Genomic DNA, 18796 nt, shown 5'->3' on the forward strand with positions numbered 1-18796 from the left:
TCGCTCTATATTCCTATTGAATGCCCGCTTCCAGCAGCGCTTTAATACTTTCATCAAAATGAAGCGCCATGTTTTCATTCGCTATTTGTGGGTTACCGCGTTGAATGGCTTCTGCAATGTTTAGATGGACATAGAGCATAAATTCTTGCTTTTGCGTGGACTCTCGGCTTTTCCACCCTACCGGCCACGTGAGTTTGGTTACACCTTCAAACGCGCCAATGATTAATGCGAAAATGGGATTGCACGATGCCAACGCGATGTTTTGGTGAAAGGCAATGTCGTGACTCATGATCAATTCAGGTTCATTTTTATGCAGCGTCATCGAGCGTGCATGAAAAAGAATGGTTTCTGCCTGCTCATCCGTGCGCCTTAACGCGGCTAAGGTGGCCGTTCGCATTTCAATGGTGCGTCTAACGTCGTACACCTGCTGAACGGAAATCTGTTCGGTATGAATGCCGTGCTCAATTACAGGGGAAATGGTGGAGTAATCCAACGCCGCTACTTCGGCCCGCTTGCCTGCATTCAGCTTAATCAGGTTTAACGCCGCCAAAGAGCGAAACGCTTCACGCACTACGGTTCTGGATTTGTTTAGCTCGCGTGCAAAGTAAGATTCGCTGGGTAACTTGTCGCCGGGCGACAAATCCGCCCCCCTCATAAACGCGGTGATTTCTCCAATCGCTTCGCTCACTAAGCTGCTGTTTGTGCTTTCGATGTAATTCATGGCAATAACGGAAAGTCGCACTCTAAATTCTGCAATTCATACGACTACCTTCTGCCAATAAGTAAAAACCTGTCATACAGGTTTGTAGCCAGTTGTGAACTGTTGCTCAGAAATTGTGCAGCGGGAATGGATGGAGTTGCTTAATGGTGTAGGTGTTTTGTTGCTTATTTATAAGTAAGATATTCGGTAAATTAGTTTTAACATGGAGTTTTATATAGTGAGTGCTTTTTCTTTAAATATTAGTGAGTTGTGTAGTGAATTTTTTTCTCTTACTTGCTCCCTACGTACGATACTTCTTCACCAATTACTTCTTTCGTCCACATTTTTAGGCGCTTTTAGCTTGAAAAATGCTTGAGATCATTGAAAGGTGAATGGGCTGATTAACAATTGCTGTGTAGTGATTTTTAAATTATATCCTTTTTATATATATTTGAACTCATATAGAAATTATTATAATATTGAATAAAGTCAAAGATTTACCACTGGTTGTTATGTGTTTTTGGTTTGGTTTTTTATTTAGAACTGTTTAGTTCGTCTGCAGTAATATAAAAGGTAAATAGATGAAACAGTCTTTAAGTGTGATAGCACTAGCTATTTCGTATTTTTCAAGTTTTTCAGCATTTTCGGCACTCGAAGGAGAGATTGTTTATAATGGAAGGGAATACAAAAATGTTTCTGGTATGTGTAGAGTATTTGGAATAACTGGGCACATATATAATATAGGGAAAATTGGCATTGGTTATGGTAGTAGCAAGAAAGAAGTACAGCCAGGTGAATATTTTTCATCAGCAGATTCCGTTCGCACATCTTCGTTTTGCCGAAGCAGCTACCCAAGTCGTGAAAAAATATATTTTTCAGGAACATTCGGATTTAATTATTACTTAATGAATAATCCCGATATACAAGTATTAAACTGGTATGATGAGGTTTATACGCACTGGCAATCGCATGGGATTGATGAAGGTCGCGTAGCAGCTCCAACCTTTGATAGTAAATTTTACTTGAAATATAACCAAGACGTGGCGGCTTGGGCTGGGTCTAACAATTATCGAAAGGCAATAGAACATTGGGCTAAGTATGGTCTAGATGAAGGCAGAGTTGCTTCAAGTGCTTTTGATGTTAATTTCTATTTGCAAAGATATGGTGATCTTATTGGTGCGTTTGGTTCAACTGGTTACCGAAATGCATTTGAGCACTGGAATAGTCATGGCATCTACGAAGGTCGAGTAAGCTCTCGTACGTTTGACGTAAGTTTTTATCTTAAAAGCTATAGCGATTTGATTAGTGCGTTCGGAGCGGGTAGCTATAAATCTGCATACGAGCACTGGTTAAGCTATGGAATCAACGAAGGGCGACGAGCTTCTAGAGAATTTGATGCTAAGTATTACTTAAACCAATACTCAGACTTGCGTGCAGCGTTTGGAACTGACTATAAAGCGGCGTTGGAACATTGGATTTTGCATGGTATTAAAGAAGGGCGCCGCGGATCTCGAGAATTTAATGTTGCTTATTACTTGAATCGTTACCCTGATTTACGTTCGGCTTTTGGGACTGACTACAAAGCCGCATTAGATCATTGGATCTTCCATGGTATTAAAGAAGGACGTCGTGGTTCCGAAGACTTTGATGCTGTTTATTACTTAAACCGTTACCCAGACTTGCGTGCTGCTTTTGGAACTGACTATAAATCTGCATTGGATCATTGGATTCAACACGGTATTCATGAACGTCGTGATGGCGCGGCTGATTAATTGTAGTTAATATCTTCTTTAAATAAGTGAGATAGATTCTTTAAGGAGAGGTTAGAGAAACCGTGCTTTAGCCTTTTCTTTTTTATTATTGCACCCATTTAATCAAAGTGTTTGCTCTCTCAAATTTGAATCATGCGAACTTAGTCAATCGATTTGTGATTAAATAAGTCTTCTTGTATAAGTTATGGAGATTAAAATGCATAGTTAGAGGTTTACAAAGTGTGTATTTCGTATACATTAATTGATATTATTTTAGAGTGATTTGCCAGTTGGGTATCATGCATTCAGTACAGCACATTGTCACCAATAAGCTAAGCCCTATATGCGATGAATTTATAGGGCAATATAATAAATCAGCCTCGCTAACGGGTTTAGACTCTGTTGGTCAAGTTCCATCTTTTAATAGTTGGATTGATGTCTCTTTGATGATTGTTAATTTTGCCAAGCATCGTGGTTTCCAAGTCGTTGATATTTATTTAGTAGGTGGTGTACTACGGAGGAGAACGGTAAAGCCAGATAAAGATATGGATAGTGTAATAGTTGTTGGCTCAGGTCAATCTATTCGCGATCTAGTTAAATTGCGATTTTATATATCAAGTTGGCTTAACGAACTTAATATAGATTCATGGTATCACTATAAGTTAATAGATGTCTGTGAGCTTAAGCGAATGTCTCAGTATGATGGATTCAGAGTGCGTGAGTTTCAGTTAGCTAATTTCTCTCTTCTAAACAGCAAGTTGCTCAAGGCTTTAAAACCAACATTAAACGGTCAGTCATACTCTAACTCTTTAATAATTCAGTCTGTCTATGAAACGAATGATCCTGATTGTACTCTAGGAGAGCAGCCTAATATCCATAAAAAGATCCAAGAGCGATTAATTCGCAATTTTAATATATGTGGTCATATCCCAGACACTGTCGCTGAGTTATGGTGGGGGTTGAGTAGTTCTTTGTTTAAAAGTGAAGGATGTGTTATTCCAAGTGCCATATTAGAAAATTACTACACTCGATTTCCTCATGAATTTATAAATAAAAAATGTAAGTACTCGGTTAATACAGTTTATAAACAATTGCGGGGTTAGTTGTAAAATGGAAAATGGCACATTAGCTAAATATCCGAGAGTTCTGTTCTATGGCTCGTTTAATGCTAAACAAGAGAATCTAACTGAGTCCAATATAAACTTAATCAAGCTTCTTACTCGTGAGGTATTAGGTAGGGGAGGCTCAATAATAACTAGAGAAGGAATTAATTCCGCGCTGATTGTTGACGTGTTACCAGTTGATAATATTGTATTAGAAGAAGCCGAATTGTGGTGTAAAGAAAACAAGCAAGAGATGTGGAAAAGAGTTAGCTCGATATGCTTACGCGAGAGCATCAAAAAAAATCAGCACTGTAAAATTGATAGAAGTATGACTATGATTTGTGAGCCAAGCCGACTGAAATATTACCGAACATTACTTGAAGAGGCTGACCTTGTAGTTTTCGCTGGTGGTAGAGAAGGTGTGGCTCGTTTAGGTTGGTTGCTTATGATTGGTTCCATTAAACGACCGATACTTCCTTTGCCAACAACTGGTGGAGCGGCAGAAGAAATGGTTCCGTTAGCGATTGAAGAGCTTTCCTTAAATAGTGATGAAGCGCTAGCTATGCAAACATATACAGATCCCCCAAGTCTAATAATGGTAAGTGATCTACTGGACATGGCTCTAAAGCAAAAAGTAGGAAGTGGAATCAAAGAAGTCTTTGAACCTGAAGTTGATTTATCGAAGATAGGCTTGGGGAAGTTGTTGTCCATGATTTCAATCCCACAAATTTGGAAATTGGTTTGTACATTGACCGTGATTATTGCGGCAATTGCCGGAGGTGCGTATAGCTTAGGAAAGGGGCAAATACCTTGGCAAGCCGAACCCAATGTGAAGATTGAATCGAACCGAAATAGCAACAGCTAGGTGTTTTTCGATGCTATTTGGCATTTCTAATTTACGAATTCTCAGCTTGGGTTCATTTAACTACTTAATCTCATTGAATTTTAAAAAGTAAGTCTAGTTATTAGTTGAAGGAATATTTTGCTAAACAGCGCTTGACCTATTCCTTTGTGATACCTACCATGTCTCCATTATTTGAATCCCGTTGCTCACTTCTCTCCATACTTCGCCTTTTCAGGGCATTTAAATTTTCTCTTGAATCCATCAAAAAGAGAAAATGCTTATGAGCCATTCAACACAAAACACAAATCCACTTTTTACTTCAAGAATTCACTATCCAGTCAATTTCGATGGTCACCGTGAATCAAACATATCTTACGACGAAGATCCTTCGCTAGTTATGGATGTTTATTACCCTAACTCTCTGAAAAGCGGTGGTCCAGTCGTCATTTTCGTTACTGGATATCCTGATTTTGGCTTTGAACAGATGACGGGAATGAAGCTTAAAGATGTGCAGCAATACATATCTTGGGCACAGCTCTTTGCTTCGTCTGGGATTGCGGCAGTCACTTACACAAATGTTAATCCTGAAAAGGATATTTTCACCTTGATCCAGTATCTGGACGACAATGCTGCCGCCCTTGGTATTGACACAAACAAAATCTCTATTTGGTCTTGTTCTGGGAATGTACCAAATGCGTTATCTGTTCTCGCTGAAAAGACTCAAGTCAAATGTGCGTCTTTCTTATATGGCTATATGATAGACGGGGGCGGTTCACAGGTAGTTGAGCACGCCTCGAAATCATTTGGATTTGTTCGTCCAGTCAATGGGGGGATATTAACGGAGCTGCCTCCAGTATTAGTTGTAAGAGCAGGGAAGGACGAAATGCCAGGGCTAAATGATTCAATTGACTCATTTATGTCGCAATGCTTGAGGCACAATGAATCTTTAACCTTGCTTAACTTGCCAAACTCTAGTCACGCATTCGATGTCGTTGATCACCAATTGTGCACACGGCAAGCAATACATATGATATTGGGATTTTTTAAAGTACACCTTACTTGCTGATCTAGCCATTTCTGGTCCAATAGCTGTAGCGAATTCCTTCTATAAGCTGTTGGATCATATTAGCTACCTTGTATTGTCCAATGAAATAAACAAGTGTCTTAGCATAAGTGGCGCAAAGTGCGTTAAGCTAAACTCACTCACTTTGATTGCTACTTATGCTGTATCAACAGTACAGATCGAAATAGAGCAGGACTAGATGGAATTACTGTACCAATCACGGATAGACAGGGTTATTGACTACATTCAGGCAAACCTTGATGAGGACCTTTCTGTAGAGCAACTCGCGAAATTGGCGTGTTTTTCTGAGTTCCATTTCAACCGAATCTTCAAGCAACGTGTTGGTCAGAATGCTTATCAATTTGTGCGACGTCTTCGTGTCGAAAAAGCGGCAAGGTTACTGATATTTGAATCGCGAACCATTACGGACATTGCATTGAGCTGCGGTTTCTCCAACTCGGCTTCATTTGCCAAGTGCTTCAAGCAGGTATTTGGCAAAAGCGCGACTCAATGGCGCGATGATTACATAATCCAGCTTGAAACTGGGAGAAGCCAAGTACATCTTCCAGATACTAACGAACCTTCTTCCCCCGTTCAGATAGAACAATTACCCGGACTCAGAGTGGCTTATGTAAGAAACATTGGCAATTTCGTCTCTAACGGTCAGTTGTTTGAAGAGCTATATCGCCGGCTTATGCAATGGGCACAGCCAAGGCAGATTGCATTATCACCCTCTTATCATCTTTACCACGACAGCCCTTTTATAACGGACAAATCCCAGCTTAGGGTGATGGTTGCAGTTCCGATAGAACAAGAGATAAAAACCAGCGGAGACGTCAGTTCTACAACATTGAGTGGTGGCTTGTACGCTGTTCGAACGTTTTACCTGACTGGCACGGAGTTTTCCTACGCTTGGGAATGGATGGTCTCTGTTTGGCTACCGAAATCCGGATATCAAATGGACAATGAACGCGAAGCGATAGAGCGGTGCAATGATCCGGTCGAGCACGAAGGGCAGCGCTTTTTCCTCGTAGATCTTTGTGTGCCCATTATTCCAGCAAAATAGCTGTTTTGGACAAACGGTTCGCAGGAATGGAAAAGCCTCTTTTAGTAGCTTGTAGATAATGAAACTTATCTCCCTACAAAAAGGCGATAGCCATGAAAATACAATCTATTGGTCTGGTCCACGCTGAAAATGGCACATTCCAGATTCAAACCCAGCCTCAATATCGAAAGGGTTTAAAGGGGCTCCAGTCTTTTAGCCACCTCCAAGTTTTATGGTGGGGTCATCATTCTGGTGCTGAAGAGTTAAGGCAAACCTTAACCTGCACCAACCCGTATCACGGTGGACCCGATACACTGGGTGTATTCGCCACGCGCTCTCAATTTCGTCCCAATCCGTTGTTGCTTTCCATTGTTGAAATTCAGAGTATTGATGTAGATGAAGGCGTGATTTCACTCAATTGGGTCGATGCAGAACACGGCACGCCAGTCCTAGACATTAAACCATATCTTCCCTGTTCTGATCGCGTTAAAAATAGCAAGGTGGCGGAGTGGTGTGAAAACTGGCCAAGGTGGTACGAAGACTCTGCCCATTTCGATTGGAATAAGGTATTGGTTAACTAGCGTGACTATTGATAATAGCGGGGAAGTTACATGGAATACATCTCATTGACTCAATCGAATATATCTACAGAGCATATATGTTGTGCTATTTCAGACAGAAAATGTAAAGAGAGCTATGAAGCTAAGAAATCGTGGCTAGCGAATGAGCTCAGTAAGGGGTATGAATTTATTCGGTTAAATGAACGTGCAAAGGTGTTAATTGAGTTTGGCCCTGCCGAAAGTTCATGGTTACCAATAAAAGCGAACAACTATCTTGCGCTCGGATGTTTTTGGGTGTCGGGAAAATACAAAGGTGTTGGACACGGTAAGCAGTTGCTCAACAAAGTTAAACTGGCGGCTGAAAAGCTTGGGAAGAGTGGATTGGTAACGGTTGTTGGTAGGAAGAAAAAGGGCTTCATGAGTGATACAAATTGGCTTAAAAAACAGGGGTTTTCAATATGTGATGAAGCGCCAAATGACTTTGTATTACTCTGTTTACCGTTAAATACTGAAAGAGAACAACCTCGATTCTTGCCCCATGTTCAATCCCCACGTATAGAATTCAACGGATGTGTTGCCTTTTACTCGAACCGCTGCCCATTCTCTGAACATCATGTTTTGAACTCATTAGTTGAAAGCTGTAAGAAGCGTGATATTCCATTGAAAATCATCAAGCTTGATACTTTAGAGAAAGCACAGAATTGCCCATCACCCGCGACAATATTCAGCCTATATTACCGTGGTTGTTTTGTGACCACCGATATTAGCGCTTGTATGGATACCCGATTCGATAAGTACATAAAAGAGTAAGCTGCATTGTTGGTGCCGTGAGGAAAATTATCCCCAATTATGGCGGGCGGATACCTAAATTTGGTCTTACCTGCAAATAATAATGATAATCCTTATCATTAACTCTTTTAATAGAAATATATAACTTGTATATTCAACGGGATGTATTTCGATATTTTGATTTGGAAATCCCTATTATGAGCCCCCTCAAGCAATTATTTATATTAAACGCGGTTTGCATGACTGCAATGATGTCCATCATTCCAGTGATTGGTCCTATCATTCGAGAAGTAGGTTTGCTGGAATGGCATGGTGGCTTAGTAGTTGCGATGTCAGGCATTACTTGGCTACTCAGCGCAAAAAAATGGGGCTCCATCAGTGACAAGAAAGGGCGAAAGCCTGTGTTGCTGATTGCCACTTTTGGCTACGCCATCTCCTTTATATTGATGACGATATGGCTGGATTTATCACTACAAGCGACGTTTAACACGTTTGTGATCCTTGTGGGCATGATAGTCGCTCGCGCATTGGTTGGCTTATTTTTAGCGGCTATTACGCCTGTTAGTTCTGCGTTCGTTGCGGATATCACCACCGCTGAAGAGCGACAAAGCGCGATGGCAAGCATTGGGGCAGCAAGTGCTATAGGTTTGGTTGCGGGGCCTGCGCTGGGAGGGTGGTTGTCACAGTACTCCCTTACACTACCTTTGTATGTATTGGCGGCATTGCCTGTTATTGCGTGGGTGTTTATTAAGCTTCTACTACCAGAAACGAAAGCACGTGTCGCACCTTCAGAGAGTACCATCAGCTTTTTTGACGCCCGATTACGCTTCCCTGCATTAGCCATGTTCTTTTGCATGTTCGCCGTTATCACCGCCCAAATCATTATTGGCTTTTTTATCTTAGATCGTATCCGCGACACAGCGGAAGAAACGGCGCAACTTTCAGGCATTGTTTTAACTATTACTGGAGTCACACTGGTTATTACCCAAGGCTTTTTAGCCAAAAGTAAGAGTGACTTGCTGCTTAAAAGCTGCATGATCGGTCCCTTGGCTGCGCTCGCTGGTCTGTGTATTTCATCGTTCGCGCAATCGGCTGTTGTTCTTATTATAGGTTATGTTTTTATGGCGGTGGGATTAGGGCTTCTGTTTCCTGCGATACAAGCTATCACAGCTAACTCAGTGGGTGAGGATGAACAAGGCGCAGCAGCGGGTACCATCTCCGCTGTTCAAGGGCTATCTTCCATAGTGGTACCGATTGTCGCCACTGTCTTATACCAAACTAATCAAAGCTTCCCTTATTGGTTTGCAGCGTCGCTTATGGTGGTGTTGTTTTTACTTGTGCTTTCCAATCAAACTAAATTCAACTCTCAGCAATATCAGCCCGACTAGCTGTTTAAAGATCGGCTGCAGTAAGAAAAAGCTAAAGAGCAGAAAGGCTAAGGATAGGATTCTTTAGCCTTTTTTGTATTTCTTTGCTCTTGTTCATTTTATCATTCTTACAATATTTAATTTTGAAACGATGTTTTAAAAATGTGAGCGAGCTGCATTTTTCTTTCCCTGATCTCAAGTACTATTCGATTTATCAAAAACACCGCCACTTGATGCTGTGTAAAGTGAAAGATAAGAGAGTAGTAACTTCATGACTGACAACGTTATTTTGCCGGAGCTGCCTGCAACGCTTGATGAGCAGCGCGTGTTGAATCATCTACCTGTTGTGGTAGAAGCCATCAAACGAAACATCCCAAAGATTGGTGAGCGAAACCCTAAAATCGGTACTGAAGAAAACCAATGGCAGTATTGTGATCAATTTGATTGGGTGTCCTCTTTCTGGACGGGTGAACTTTGGCTTTGCTACCAGATGACTGCGCAAGAGCAGTTTAAAAACAGCGCCAAGCTGCGTAGATCTTACTTTGCCGACATGTTGCTTGACCCGTTTTGGCTGGATCATGATTTAGGTTTCCAGTACAGCTTAAGCTGCGTAGCGGATTACAATCTAACAGGTGATGAAGAATCCCAAATGATGGCAATTCGCGCCGCAGACCATTTAATTCATCGTTTTAGAAAGATTGGCGGTTACATCGTTGCGTGGAACGATACGCACCCATTAGGGCCAGAAATCACCCAAGGCAAGTCGATCATCGATTCACTACAGAATACCGCATTACTATTCTGGGCTTCCAAGGTGACAGGGTCGCCAGTCTATGCACAAGCGGCGAAACGCCACAGCGAAACCTTAGCTAAATACATTATCCGTGACGATTACTCTACCTATCACTCCTTCAATTTCCACCCTGTGACTCAGGAGCCGATTAAAGGTGAAACCTTCCAAGGTTACGCAGACGACTCATGCTGGGCTCGCGGTCAGTCGTGGGCGATTCACGGTTTTGCTCAAACCTATCTTTATACTGGTGAAAAACGTTTCTTAGAATTGGCGAAAAAGCTTGCCAAATACGCGGTAGAGCATATTACGCCGGACGGCGTCCCTGTTTGGGATTACTCATTACCAGCAAATGAAATTCAATACAAAGACAGCTCCGCGGGGGCAATTACTGCAGCAGGGTTGCTGTTGATAGCGCAATGCATCGATGATGAGGAAGAAGCTAAACCTTTCCGAGATTGGGGTATGTATATGCTTCAAGGTTTAATGGATAGCTGTGATTTAACGTCAGATGATAATGCACTTGGTTTACTTGCACATGGCGCTTCTTTTGTAAAAGTTGGGTTGTGCGACAACATGCTTCCTTATGGCGATTACTATTACCTTGAAGCATTGATGCGCGCGAACGGATATCAAAAATTCTTTTGGTAATAAAATTCTTTTCGTAATTGAGTTCGAACGGGTAAATGCAGCCCGATTATAAGCGGTTTCTATAGGGCTCTGATTGAGCCCACAACCAGATTCGATCCGATAGTTTTGGAGCCTATGATGACAACACATGCCTCTCGTAAAGGCCATATGACCCTGCCTGTTGAAACAGGTCAGGAAGACGTGGTTTTGGATTTATTTCAGCGCTGGCAGGCCGATGCACTTCGCGATAGTGATGGCACGACGATGCCGGATTCTTTGGCACAGCAAGACAGCGATATTTATTCTGTGATGTGTTTGGTACGAGCGGATCAAGAATTTGCCAACCGACACCCGGAATATCTTCATCGAAAATATTTGATGTCGTTCCCTGTAACGGCGATGTCTGAAGACGTCGTTATTCAGCCACTCAATGGGTACAGCAAAGACAAGTATGAACTTGATGATGACAGCGATCCAAAAACATGGTGGGAAGTACGAAATCGCACTACGAACGAAGTCGTCAGTCCTGATCTCTGGGCGTTTGATGCGGTGACGCAGCAAGTCGTTATCAGCGAAGCGACCCTATACCATGAATACGCCGTAACCTTTATGGCTCGCCAAGTCTGGGACAGTGTTTCAATGTATAACGCACTGACTAACGATTGGAAAGGACCGAGAATTAAGAGCCTCGACCCTTATCACCCAGAATGCAGAGCACATTTGATCAAGCATTTTGCCCATTGGCTTGAAACGCATCCTAATACCTCAGTCGTGCGCTTCACCACGTTCGCATTTCTGTTTGTTATCGATACAGGCGAAAAAAATCAGGACATATATCGAGACTGGACGGGGTACGGCGAAACCGTCAGCCCGAGAGCTTTACAGGATTTTGAAAAGCGTTTTGGTTATGCATTAACACCGGAAGATTTTGTCGATGCTGGCTACTATAACGGGACGTACAAGGTCCCTTCAAAACGCTACCAAGACTGGATGACATTCGTGCAGGGCTTTGTGGTGGATTTTGCTGGCGAACTAGTGGAAATGGCGCATCAAGCAGGCAAAAAAACGGCGATGTTTCAAGGTGACCATTGGATTGGCACGGAACCTTTCTTAGAGAGTTACCAGAAAATTGGCTTGGATATCAATATCGGTGCGGTTGAAGACGGTGTCGCCTTGCGCAGGTTAACCGATTCGTCAGGAGAACAAGTTCGCGAAGCCCGTTTTTACCCATATTTCTTCCCAGATGTGTTCCGTGAAGGAAACGATCCGGTTATTGAATCAATGTCGAACTGGACCAAAATCCGACGAGCGATGCTGCAAAAACCGCTGGATAGAATTGGCTATGGTGGTTATCTCTCGCTCGCAAACAAATTTCCGCATTTTATTGACCACGTTACCGAAGTATCTGCGCAATTTGGCGATTACCTAGAGCATACTCAGCGAACTGAATCGCAAAAACTTCCCGGTAAAGTTGCCATATTAAGTGCATGGGGCAAAACGCGCAGTTGGTTGCAAAATCAGGCCAGAGACCAGCGTTTCTATGTCCCGCCTCGCCCAGATGTGATGGAGTTTGTAGGTAATAATTTACTTGAGTGTCTATCTGGTTTGCCATTCGAAGTGGAATTCATCAGTTTTGACGATATTGCAGAAAAAGGCATCTCTAGTGACATCAAAGTCATCATTAACACAGGTGATGCGAATTCAGCATGGAGTGGGGGAGAACACTGGGACAAGCCCGAAGTGCTGGTGACATTGCGTAAATTTGTAGCGCAAGGTGGCGGGCTATTGGGCGTATGCGATCCTTCTGCGTATCAAAAAAACGGGCGATACTTCCAGTTAGGCGATGTGTTTGGGTTGGAAAAGGAGACAGCACTGACAATGGGGCGTGTCGCCATGCCAGTACAAATAAATCGAGATCATTTCTTGTTCAAGCAGCTAAATGGCAGAATGGATTTCGGTAACCCAAGCTATGTTTACCCTCAAGCGGAAGATATTGATGTGATAGCGGCCCAAGGGCAACATTTGGCGTTAACGGCGCGCGAGTATGGGCAAGGTCGTGCTGTATATCTTGGTAACCTTCCATTTACGATGGACAACGCTCGCCTACTTCAACACATTCTAGTTTGGCTAGGTCAAAATGAGCATGACGACCATCCTTGGTTGTCTTCGCATCCTGATGTCGATTGCGCCTATTTCCCATCAACAGGTAAAGCAACGGCGGTGAATCTCAGTAGTGAACCTCAGTCCCTAGAAGTGCGTGATCATTTGGGCAATCACAGGTCAGTTCAGCTTGAACCTTATGAGTGGCGTTGGTTCTCGTAACTCACATACCATCTAAGATCGTCTTTTCAAGCAAGCTCAGCCCTGAGCTTGCTTACATTTTATTCCTAAAAATCGCGGAATGTTTTGTCTCATAGTCGAGATGAGTTACATCACAAAATACCACTCAATCAAGATCAAAATTCCATTTTTTATATTTTGAAATGGTGTTTCTTTATTGTGTTTGGTAATGTCTCGATTGAACTCAAGCCAGCAGTATTGGCATGAGATAACAATACAATAACTTCATAAAATTAAATCGAAACAAGTTGGCTTCTTAGGCTGTTTTCTAATGGGAATTCAGCACCAATGTACCCTACAAATCAGGAAGCACTAATGATAAATACACTCGCCTCCAAGTACATAAAACACATTTGTATCGTGCCCGCTTTACTGGCTAGTCAGCTGGCATTTGCTAACGATATTTCCATATTGAAACAACGTGTTGCTCCCGATTATGCCGATCTGGAATTTGCTTCCGCCAGCAGCAAAGGTGAAACGCTGTCGGGATTGGCTCAACAATACATCTCAACTCAAAACAGCGATGGCAGTTGGTCCGATATTGATTACAGCATAATGGCAACGAATGAAAAACCGATTCGTCAGCATTTAGATCGCTTGAAAGTGCTGGCAGCGGCAGATTATTTGAACGTTAACCCGCAAGCGTACCAAGCCGTAGTTAACGGGTTAAACCACTGGTATGCCGTCAACCCTGTGAATTCCAATTGGTGGTGGAACGATATTGGAAAGCAACTTCGCCTTGGTCCAATTGCCATGATGCTGGGTGACCAGCTTCCATCAGATCTTGCTACTAAGATTGCTCAGGACATGCCAACCAGCCCGAGTAAAACGGGAGCCAATCGTACCGACCTTTCCAAAGGTGTTATTTGGGGAGGATTGCTAAACCAAGACTCAGCCCAAATAGGAAGAGGTTTAGATGGCATTGAAGAAACTATAGTGGTGACCAGCGCTGAAGGGGTTCAGTCGGATTACTCATTCCAACAGCATGGACCGCAGCTTTATACGCGTGGTTACGGGGAAGTGTTCTTTGACGCTGTGTCCTTCTGGGCATATCAGGTTCGCGACCTTTCTTGGAAATTCACACCTCAGAGCCACGATCTATTAGCGAATTACTTTCTTGAAGGGGTGCGTTGGTCTAACAGCAAAGGCACGCTCGACTACAATGCAATGGGGCGTGGTATTGCGAGGAAAGTAACGCCGAATATGTACAAGCTGCTTAAACAGACAGATTACATTGCGGCATTAAAACCAGAACGCGCATCTGAAGCTCAGGCGTTTAAACAGCATATTCAAGGCGGCGATTCAGGGCTAAACGGATTCAAATCGTTTTGGCGGTCCGACTACTCCACCAAGATAGGAGCGAACCATTTCATTGGAATTAAGATGAATTCCGCCCGCATTGAGCCTACAGAGGCAGGTAATGGTGAAAATCTTCTGGGTTATTGGCTTGGGTTTGGTAGCACGTTCATCATGCAGCGCGGCGATGAATACCACAACCTGTTTCCGTTGTGGAATTGGAAACTTGTACCTGGTGTGACGGCGCCTGAATATGAAACCAAACCGGCTGATTGGGGCAAGATTGTACAACAAACAACGTTTGTCGGCGGGGTTTCAAATGGCAAGTACGGCGTATCTGTGATGGATATGGATGTGCTGAATACGCAAGCTAAGAAATCGTGGTTCAGCTTTGATGATGAATTGGTGGCGTTAGGGGCTGGGATTTCATCGACTCGTTCAGAATACGTCAATACAACCGTTAACCAAACTCGATTAAATGGACCGGTAACGGTAGATGGGCAAGCCTTCGAGAAAGGGAGCCGTAAGCTGGTGAATTCCAGTTGGGTGCATCACGACAACGTGGGTTACGTGTTCCCAGCTAACTGGTACGGTCACATGAACAATGAGACTAAATCAGGTAACTGGCATACCATTAATACTGGGCAAGAAGACAAAGTGGTAACCGATGATGTTTTCATGCTGCGTATAGGGCACAGTTGGCAACCGACCAACGCAACGTATCAGTACATTATTGCTCCGAATAAGACCGTTTCTCAGACTGAACAATACGCATCAGCAGTCCCGGTTTCAGTATTGAGTAATACTTCCTCAATCCAAGCGGTTCGTCACAATGGGTTAAACGTAACAGGGATTGTGTTCCACAATGCAGGCTCATTGGAACTGACGAATGGCTCGACGGTCACGGTGACAAAACCAAGTGTTGTGCTGGTTGATCAGTCAGGTCCGGTTGAAAAAATCACGTTATCTACACCGGGAACCAGTACTGGTGTTGGTATCACTTTCAATAATGGGACTTCATCTAAATCGACCACTGTGTACACGTTTGGAAATGCCAATCAACTTGGACAGAGTGTAGACGTAGACTTTAATGCACCTGTCATTGTACAACCAGTTACGGTCAATGTAAGCGCAGACGCGTTTGTTCGAGACGGAATGTATGCTGGTAACAGCTATGGTGCAAACAGTTATCTAACCGTTAAAAAAGATGGGGTGAACTACAGCCGTAAAGCTGTGTTTAAGTTTGATTTGTCGGCACAAGACATTTCACCTTCGTCTAAAGCGACATTGCGACTTCACGTGAAAAATGTGAACACTGACGCTAACCGCACTCTTACGGTATCGCGCTTAGCAAACAGTCAATGGCAAGAAAGCAACGTAACGTGGTCTAATTTACCTTCAGAAGCGAAAGTTGGTTCGCAAATTCGAGTACAGCCCACAGACAAAAACTTGTGGATTGAGGTGGATGTGTCTGATTTGCTCCAAAGTACGTCGCTGAGCTTGGCAGTTGAAAACAAAGGTAGCGCCAGTGGTAAATCAGATGTGGCTTTTTCTAGCCGAGAAAGTGGGTTAGGCGCTCAACTTATTGTTACTCCCTAGAAGCGATGCAACTCAAGTCTTAGTAAAAGATTAATTCTTCTTACTCAAAAAAGCCCCTTTGCCAAAATAGCGAAGGGGCTTTCATCTTTTCGTCAATCCATTAGTGTTGCAGCGTAATACTGACCAGCCAACGGACTGCTTTCGTTTTTATGTATTTTACTTCTTGTTACTTACTTCACTTCTACAGAGCGACCAACACGACCATTTGTTGCAACTGTACGAACTTTAACGCCCGCAGTTACAGAAGGTTGGTTAGATGCATCGTAGTCAGCCCAAGTTGTGCCATCCACAGAGTACTGGATAGTTACGCCAGGGAAGCTAGAGTTAGCAACCAATTTACCTGCTTCGATTTTCGCACCTGGTACAGGTAGACGGTAGTAGACGCCAGCCTGATCAAGTTTCGCAAGTTCTTTGTAGCCTAATGCGTTTGCAAACGTTTCCCACTCAGCATCACGTGTTGCTGTATCAACGTGAGAAGTACCTACAAATCCATCAACGTTAGATTTGAACGTTGTAGAAGCATTGTAATCCAATTCCCAATCTGCTTTCGACCATGCACGCTCAGCCATTGCAAGAACACGTGGGAATGCCATGTAATCTTGTTGACGAGCTGTACGGATTGTTTCAGACCATAGGTGACCTTGAATACCTTTGAAGCTTCTGTTCAGTGCAACACCGCCAGCAGCGTACTCCATTGGAGCGCCCATACGGTCAAGCAATGTTTCAGAGTTTGCAGGTAGGTTTTCAGGCATGAAACCAAATACTTCACGAGTATCAGTTTCACGAGAACCCCAATAGTATCCTGGCTCCGCAGGGTCAACTTCGTATGGGAAGTCGAAGTAAGTGGAATCTGGAGATGAAACAACCACTTCGTAACCCGTGTTAGCGATTGTGTGTGTTTCGTCTGCGCCACCCCAGAACAATGTGCTCCAAGCGTAAGCCGACGTTCCTTCACCCGCTAATGTGTGTGGGTTGATGTATTCGCCGTGCTTCAATCCATCGTTCCATGCAGCCAGAGTCAGGCTGTATTTCTCAAGGATCCAGCTGATGCGTTGGATGAAGTATGGACCAAGATCTTCAACGTTGTTGATACCGTTCCACTCAACTGCAAACATCTCTTTACATAGAGGAGACTCAACCCAAGCGCCAGCTGTTTCATCTGCACCGATATGGTAATCAGTAAGAGGCTGGCCAGCATCACGGTGTTGATTAACGATTTCGCCAATCACTTTATCCATGAACTTGAAGCTAGATTCCATACATGGGTTGATGGTGTTGTTTGTGTAGTTCTGAACAGAGAAGTACTTAGTGGTGTCGTTCGGGTCGGTAAGCAAGTACTCTTCGGCTTTCACCAAATCGCCTTGTGCTGCATAAGTTTTGTAACGCGCTTCCATTGCAACAACCGCTGCTTTGGAGTGACCTGGCATATCCATAGATGGAATTACCTGGATATTACGTGCGTTCGCGTAAGCCAAGATTTCTGCATAATCAGCGATAGAGTAGTATTGCTTCTCTGCTGCTTGATCAGGACCTGAGCCCAGCTGAGGAAGTAGACAGCTTGTTTCGTCCAAATCGTGACAACGTTTTGCACCAATATCTGTTAGCTCAGGAAGCCCAGGGATTTCCAAACGCCAGCCTTCATCATCTGCAAGATGGAAGTGGAATTTGTTCATCTTGTATGCAGCCATTTGATCTAAGAACTTAAGAACCTGTTCTTTAGTTTGGAAGTTACGAGAAACGTCCATGTGCATACCACGGTAGTCGAAGCGAGGTGCATCGTAATCTACCGTTACTTTTGGAAGCTCAGTACTACCAACAGTAACCAGTGAAGCAAGTGATTGAAGACCGTTGAATACGCCGTAGTTATCACGCCCAACAATAGTTACGCCATTCGCATCTACTTGTAACGTGTAAGCACCTTTCGTTTCGCGTCCAACAAATGCTTGGTGACCTGCGTTGCTGATTAACTTAACTTCAACACCAGCGTTCGTCGCTACACCGAGTTGAGAAAGGCGAGCATTCACTGCATCAACTTGGTCAGCGCGAAGTGCGTTGTTCACCACTTTTAGGTTAAGACCAGCAGCAATATCGATAGAACCAGTTTGAATGGTTAACTCAACAGGCGTAGGAATAATGGAAGCAGAAACTGCAGACTGACCTAGGTCGGCAACGTCTGAGTTTTTATCAAAACGAGATTGAGTAGTTGCAACGTTAGTTTGGTCGCCAGCGAAACGACGCCACTGATCCGTATCTGCTGGGTTGTTGCTAATTGGCGTTAAGAAACCAGATAGGTCTTCAAAGCCAGTGTCAGCTTCTTTAACCGCAGTGTTTTTAATTAAAACGCCTTCCAAACCTTCAGATGAAATATAATAGTTCGGCATGAAGTCGCTATTTACGATCTGCCAGTATTCAGCATCGTATTCAATAGTTACAGATTCACCTGGTTGTAAACCTTTAAATTTTGCAGTTGGAGAAATCCGGTGCAAATCACCATCGATATGAGTAATAGTAAATAAATCTCCGCGAGTATCTAATACTCGGTGAATACTAGGGAAGTACATATCCCAATCTGTATTTACAGCATTGGTGCTTGTATTTGTAATTGTAACTTCTGCACGGTAGCAAAGTCCCCAAGGACACTCTGCTTTCGAGTCTGTAGGTTGGTTAACGACAAGTGAAGTGGATACATTCAGAGAATCGGCAGTGGCTTGAAGACCTTGCTGTGTTTGAGCGTAAACGCCAGAACTAGCAAGGGCTAGAGCCATGGTCAAAGCAGTTACTTTAAAGTTCAAAACTCAATCCTTTATGTTTTCATACGTGTTGAAACAACGTCAGGCTACTACTCAATCCTGTTACCAAGATAAACCTGATAATATTGATGAGGTTGTCATTGCAAACTCATTCCTACTTCCTATTTAG

Annotated in this window: 12 protein-coding genes and 1 pseudogene; 11 read left to right on the plus strand and 2 right to left on the minus strand. The window is 43.2% G+C overall.

The genetic code is table 11. From position 1 onward, the window contains the following. Nucleotides 1-13: 13 nt before the first annotated feature. On the minus strand, nucleotides 14-742 hold the full coding sequence (locus VPNCDNU1_RS06185; RefSeq protein ID WP_237324093.1) for a FadR/GntR family transcriptional regulator: 729 nt from the start codon (nucleotides 740-742) through the stop codon (nucleotides 14-16). Nucleotides 743-1281: 539 nt separating this feature from the next. Between VPNCDNU1_RS06185 and VPNCDNU1_RS06190 the strand changes: the two genes are divergently transcribed. From VPNCDNU1_RS06190 to VPNCDNU1_RS06240, 11 genes and pseudogenes are all read left to right on the plus strand, one after another. Next, the gene (locus VPNCDNU1_RS06190) at nucleotides 1282-2472 is read left to right on the plus strand and encodes a hypothetical protein (RefSeq protein ID WP_104399558.1); all 1191 of its coding nucleotides are present in this window, start codon (nucleotides 1282-1284) and stop codon (nucleotides 2470-2472) included. A 278-nt stretch (nucleotides 2473-2750) separates the two neighbouring features. Continuing rightward, nucleotides 2751-3554, plus strand: a complete 804-nt coding sequence (locus VPNCDNU1_RS06195; RefSeq protein ID WP_104399559.1) for a hypothetical protein — start codon at nucleotides 2751-2753, stop codon at nucleotides 3552-3554. A 7-nt stretch (nucleotides 3555-3561) separates the two neighbouring features. Further along, nucleotides 3562-4419, plus strand: a complete 858-nt coding sequence (locus tag VPNCDNU1_RS06200) for a hypothetical protein (RefSeq protein WP_145959439.1) — start codon at nucleotides 3562-3564, stop codon at nucleotides 4417-4419. A gap of 259 nt (nucleotides 4420-4678) precedes the next feature. Further along, nucleotides 4679-5464, plus strand: a complete 786-nt coding sequence (locus tag VPNCDNU1_RS06205) for an alpha/beta hydrolase (protein WP_104399561.1) — start codon at nucleotides 4679-4681, stop codon at nucleotides 5462-5464. A gap of 196 nt (nucleotides 5465-5660) precedes the next feature. Next, the gene (locus VPNCDNU1_RS06210) at nucleotides 5661-6527 is read left to right on the plus strand and encodes an AraC family transcriptional regulator (protein ID WP_104399562.1); all 867 of its coding nucleotides are present in this window, start codon (nucleotides 5661-5663) and stop codon (nucleotides 6525-6527) included. Between the two features lie 80 nt (nucleotides 6528-6607). Then, nucleotides 6608-7087, plus strand: a pseudogene (locus VPNCDNU1_RS06215) (SAM-dependent methyltransferase); the annotation flags it as partial. Nucleotides 7088-7117: 30 nt separating this feature from the next. Then, nucleotides 7118-7876, plus strand: coding sequence for a YoaP domain-containing protein (locus tag VPNCDNU1_RS06220; RefSeq protein ID WP_104399564.1), 759 nt, complete (start codon nucleotides 7118-7120; stop codon nucleotides 7874-7876). A gap of 176 nt (nucleotides 7877-8052) precedes the next feature. Further along, on the plus strand, nucleotides 8053-9243 hold the full coding sequence (locus tag VPNCDNU1_RS06225; RefSeq protein WP_104399565.1) for an MFS transporter: 1191 nt from the start codon (nucleotides 8053-8055) through the stop codon (nucleotides 9241-9243). Nucleotides 9244-9493: 250 nt separating this feature from the next. Further along, nucleotides 9494-10663, plus strand: coding sequence for a glycoside hydrolase family 88 protein (locus VPNCDNU1_RS06230; RefSeq protein WP_104399566.1), 1170 nt, complete (start codon nucleotides 9494-9496; stop codon nucleotides 10661-10663). A gap of 117 nt (nucleotides 10664-10780) precedes the next feature. After that, nucleotides 10781-12964 carry a 1,3-beta-galactosyl-N-acetylhexosamine phosphorylase gene (gene gnpA / locus VPNCDNU1_RS06235; protein WP_104399567.1) on the plus strand — a complete coding sequence of 728 codons (2184 nt, stop codon included), beginning with the start codon at nucleotides 10781-10783 and terminating at the stop codon, nucleotides 12962-12964. A gap of 333 nt (nucleotides 12965-13297) precedes the next feature. After that, nucleotides 13298-15877 carry a polysaccharide lyase family 8 super-sandwich domain-containing protein gene (locus tag VPNCDNU1_RS06240; RefSeq protein WP_104399568.1) on the plus strand — a complete coding sequence of 860 codons (2580 nt, stop codon included), beginning with the start codon at nucleotides 13298-13300 and terminating at the stop codon, nucleotides 15875-15877. A gap of 170 nt (nucleotides 15878-16047) precedes the next feature. On the opposite strand, the gene VPNCDNU1_RS06245 is transcribed toward VPNCDNU1_RS06240, so the two are convergent. Beyond that, nucleotides 16048-18669, minus strand: coding sequence for a beta-N-acetylhexosaminidase (locus VPNCDNU1_RS06245; protein WP_104399569.1), 2622 nt, complete (start codon nucleotides 18667-18669; stop codon nucleotides 16048-16050). Nucleotides 18670-18796 lie beyond the last annotated feature (127 nt).

Origin of the sequence: Vibrio penaeicida, assembly GCF_002933855.1 — a bacterium.
Classification (GTDB): domain Bacteria; phylum Pseudomonadota; class Gammaproteobacteria; order Enterobacterales; family Vibrionaceae; genus Vibrio; species Vibrio penaeicida_A.

Bases quoted from the DNA above. Each gene is read 5' to 3' on its own strand.
- VPNCDNU1_RS06210 (WP_104399562.1), top strand. From the start codon at position 5,661: ATGGAATTACTGTACCAATCACGGATAGACAGGGTTATTGACTACATT.
- VPNCDNU1_RS06195 (WP_104399559.1), top strand. From the start codon at position 2,751: ATGCATTCAGTACAGCACATTGTCACCAATAAGCTAAGCCCTATATGC.
- gnpA (WP_104399567.1), top strand. From the start codon at position 10,781: ATGACAACACATGCCTCTCGTAAAGGCCATATGACCCTGCCTGTTGAA.
- VPNCDNU1_RS06230 (WP_104399566.1), top strand. From the start codon at position 9,494: ATGACTGACAACGTTATTTTGCCGGAGCTGCCTGCAACGCTTGATGAG.
- VPNCDNU1_RS06190 (WP_104399558.1), top strand. From the start codon at position 1,282: ATGAAACAGTCTTTAAGTGTGATAGCACTAGCTATTTCGTATTTTTCA.
- VPNCDNU1_RS06225 (WP_104399565.1), top strand. From the start codon at position 8,053: ATGAGCCCCCTCAAGCAATTATTTATATTAAACGCGGTTTGCATGACT.
- VPNCDNU1_RS06205 (WP_104399561.1), top strand. From the start codon at position 4,679: ATGAGCCATTCAACACAAAACACAAATCCACTTTTTACTTCAAGAATT.
- VPNCDNU1_RS06200 (WP_145959439.1), top strand. From the start codon at position 3,562: ATGGAAAATGGCACATTAGCTAAATATCCGAGAGTTCTGTTCTATGGC.
- VPNCDNU1_RS06220 (WP_104399564.1), top strand. From the start codon at position 7,118: ATGGAATACATCTCATTGACTCAATCGAATATATCTACAGAGCATATA.
- VPNCDNU1_RS06240 (WP_104399568.1), top strand. From the start codon at position 13,298: ATGATAAATACACTCGCCTCCAAGTACATAAAACACATTTGTATCGTG.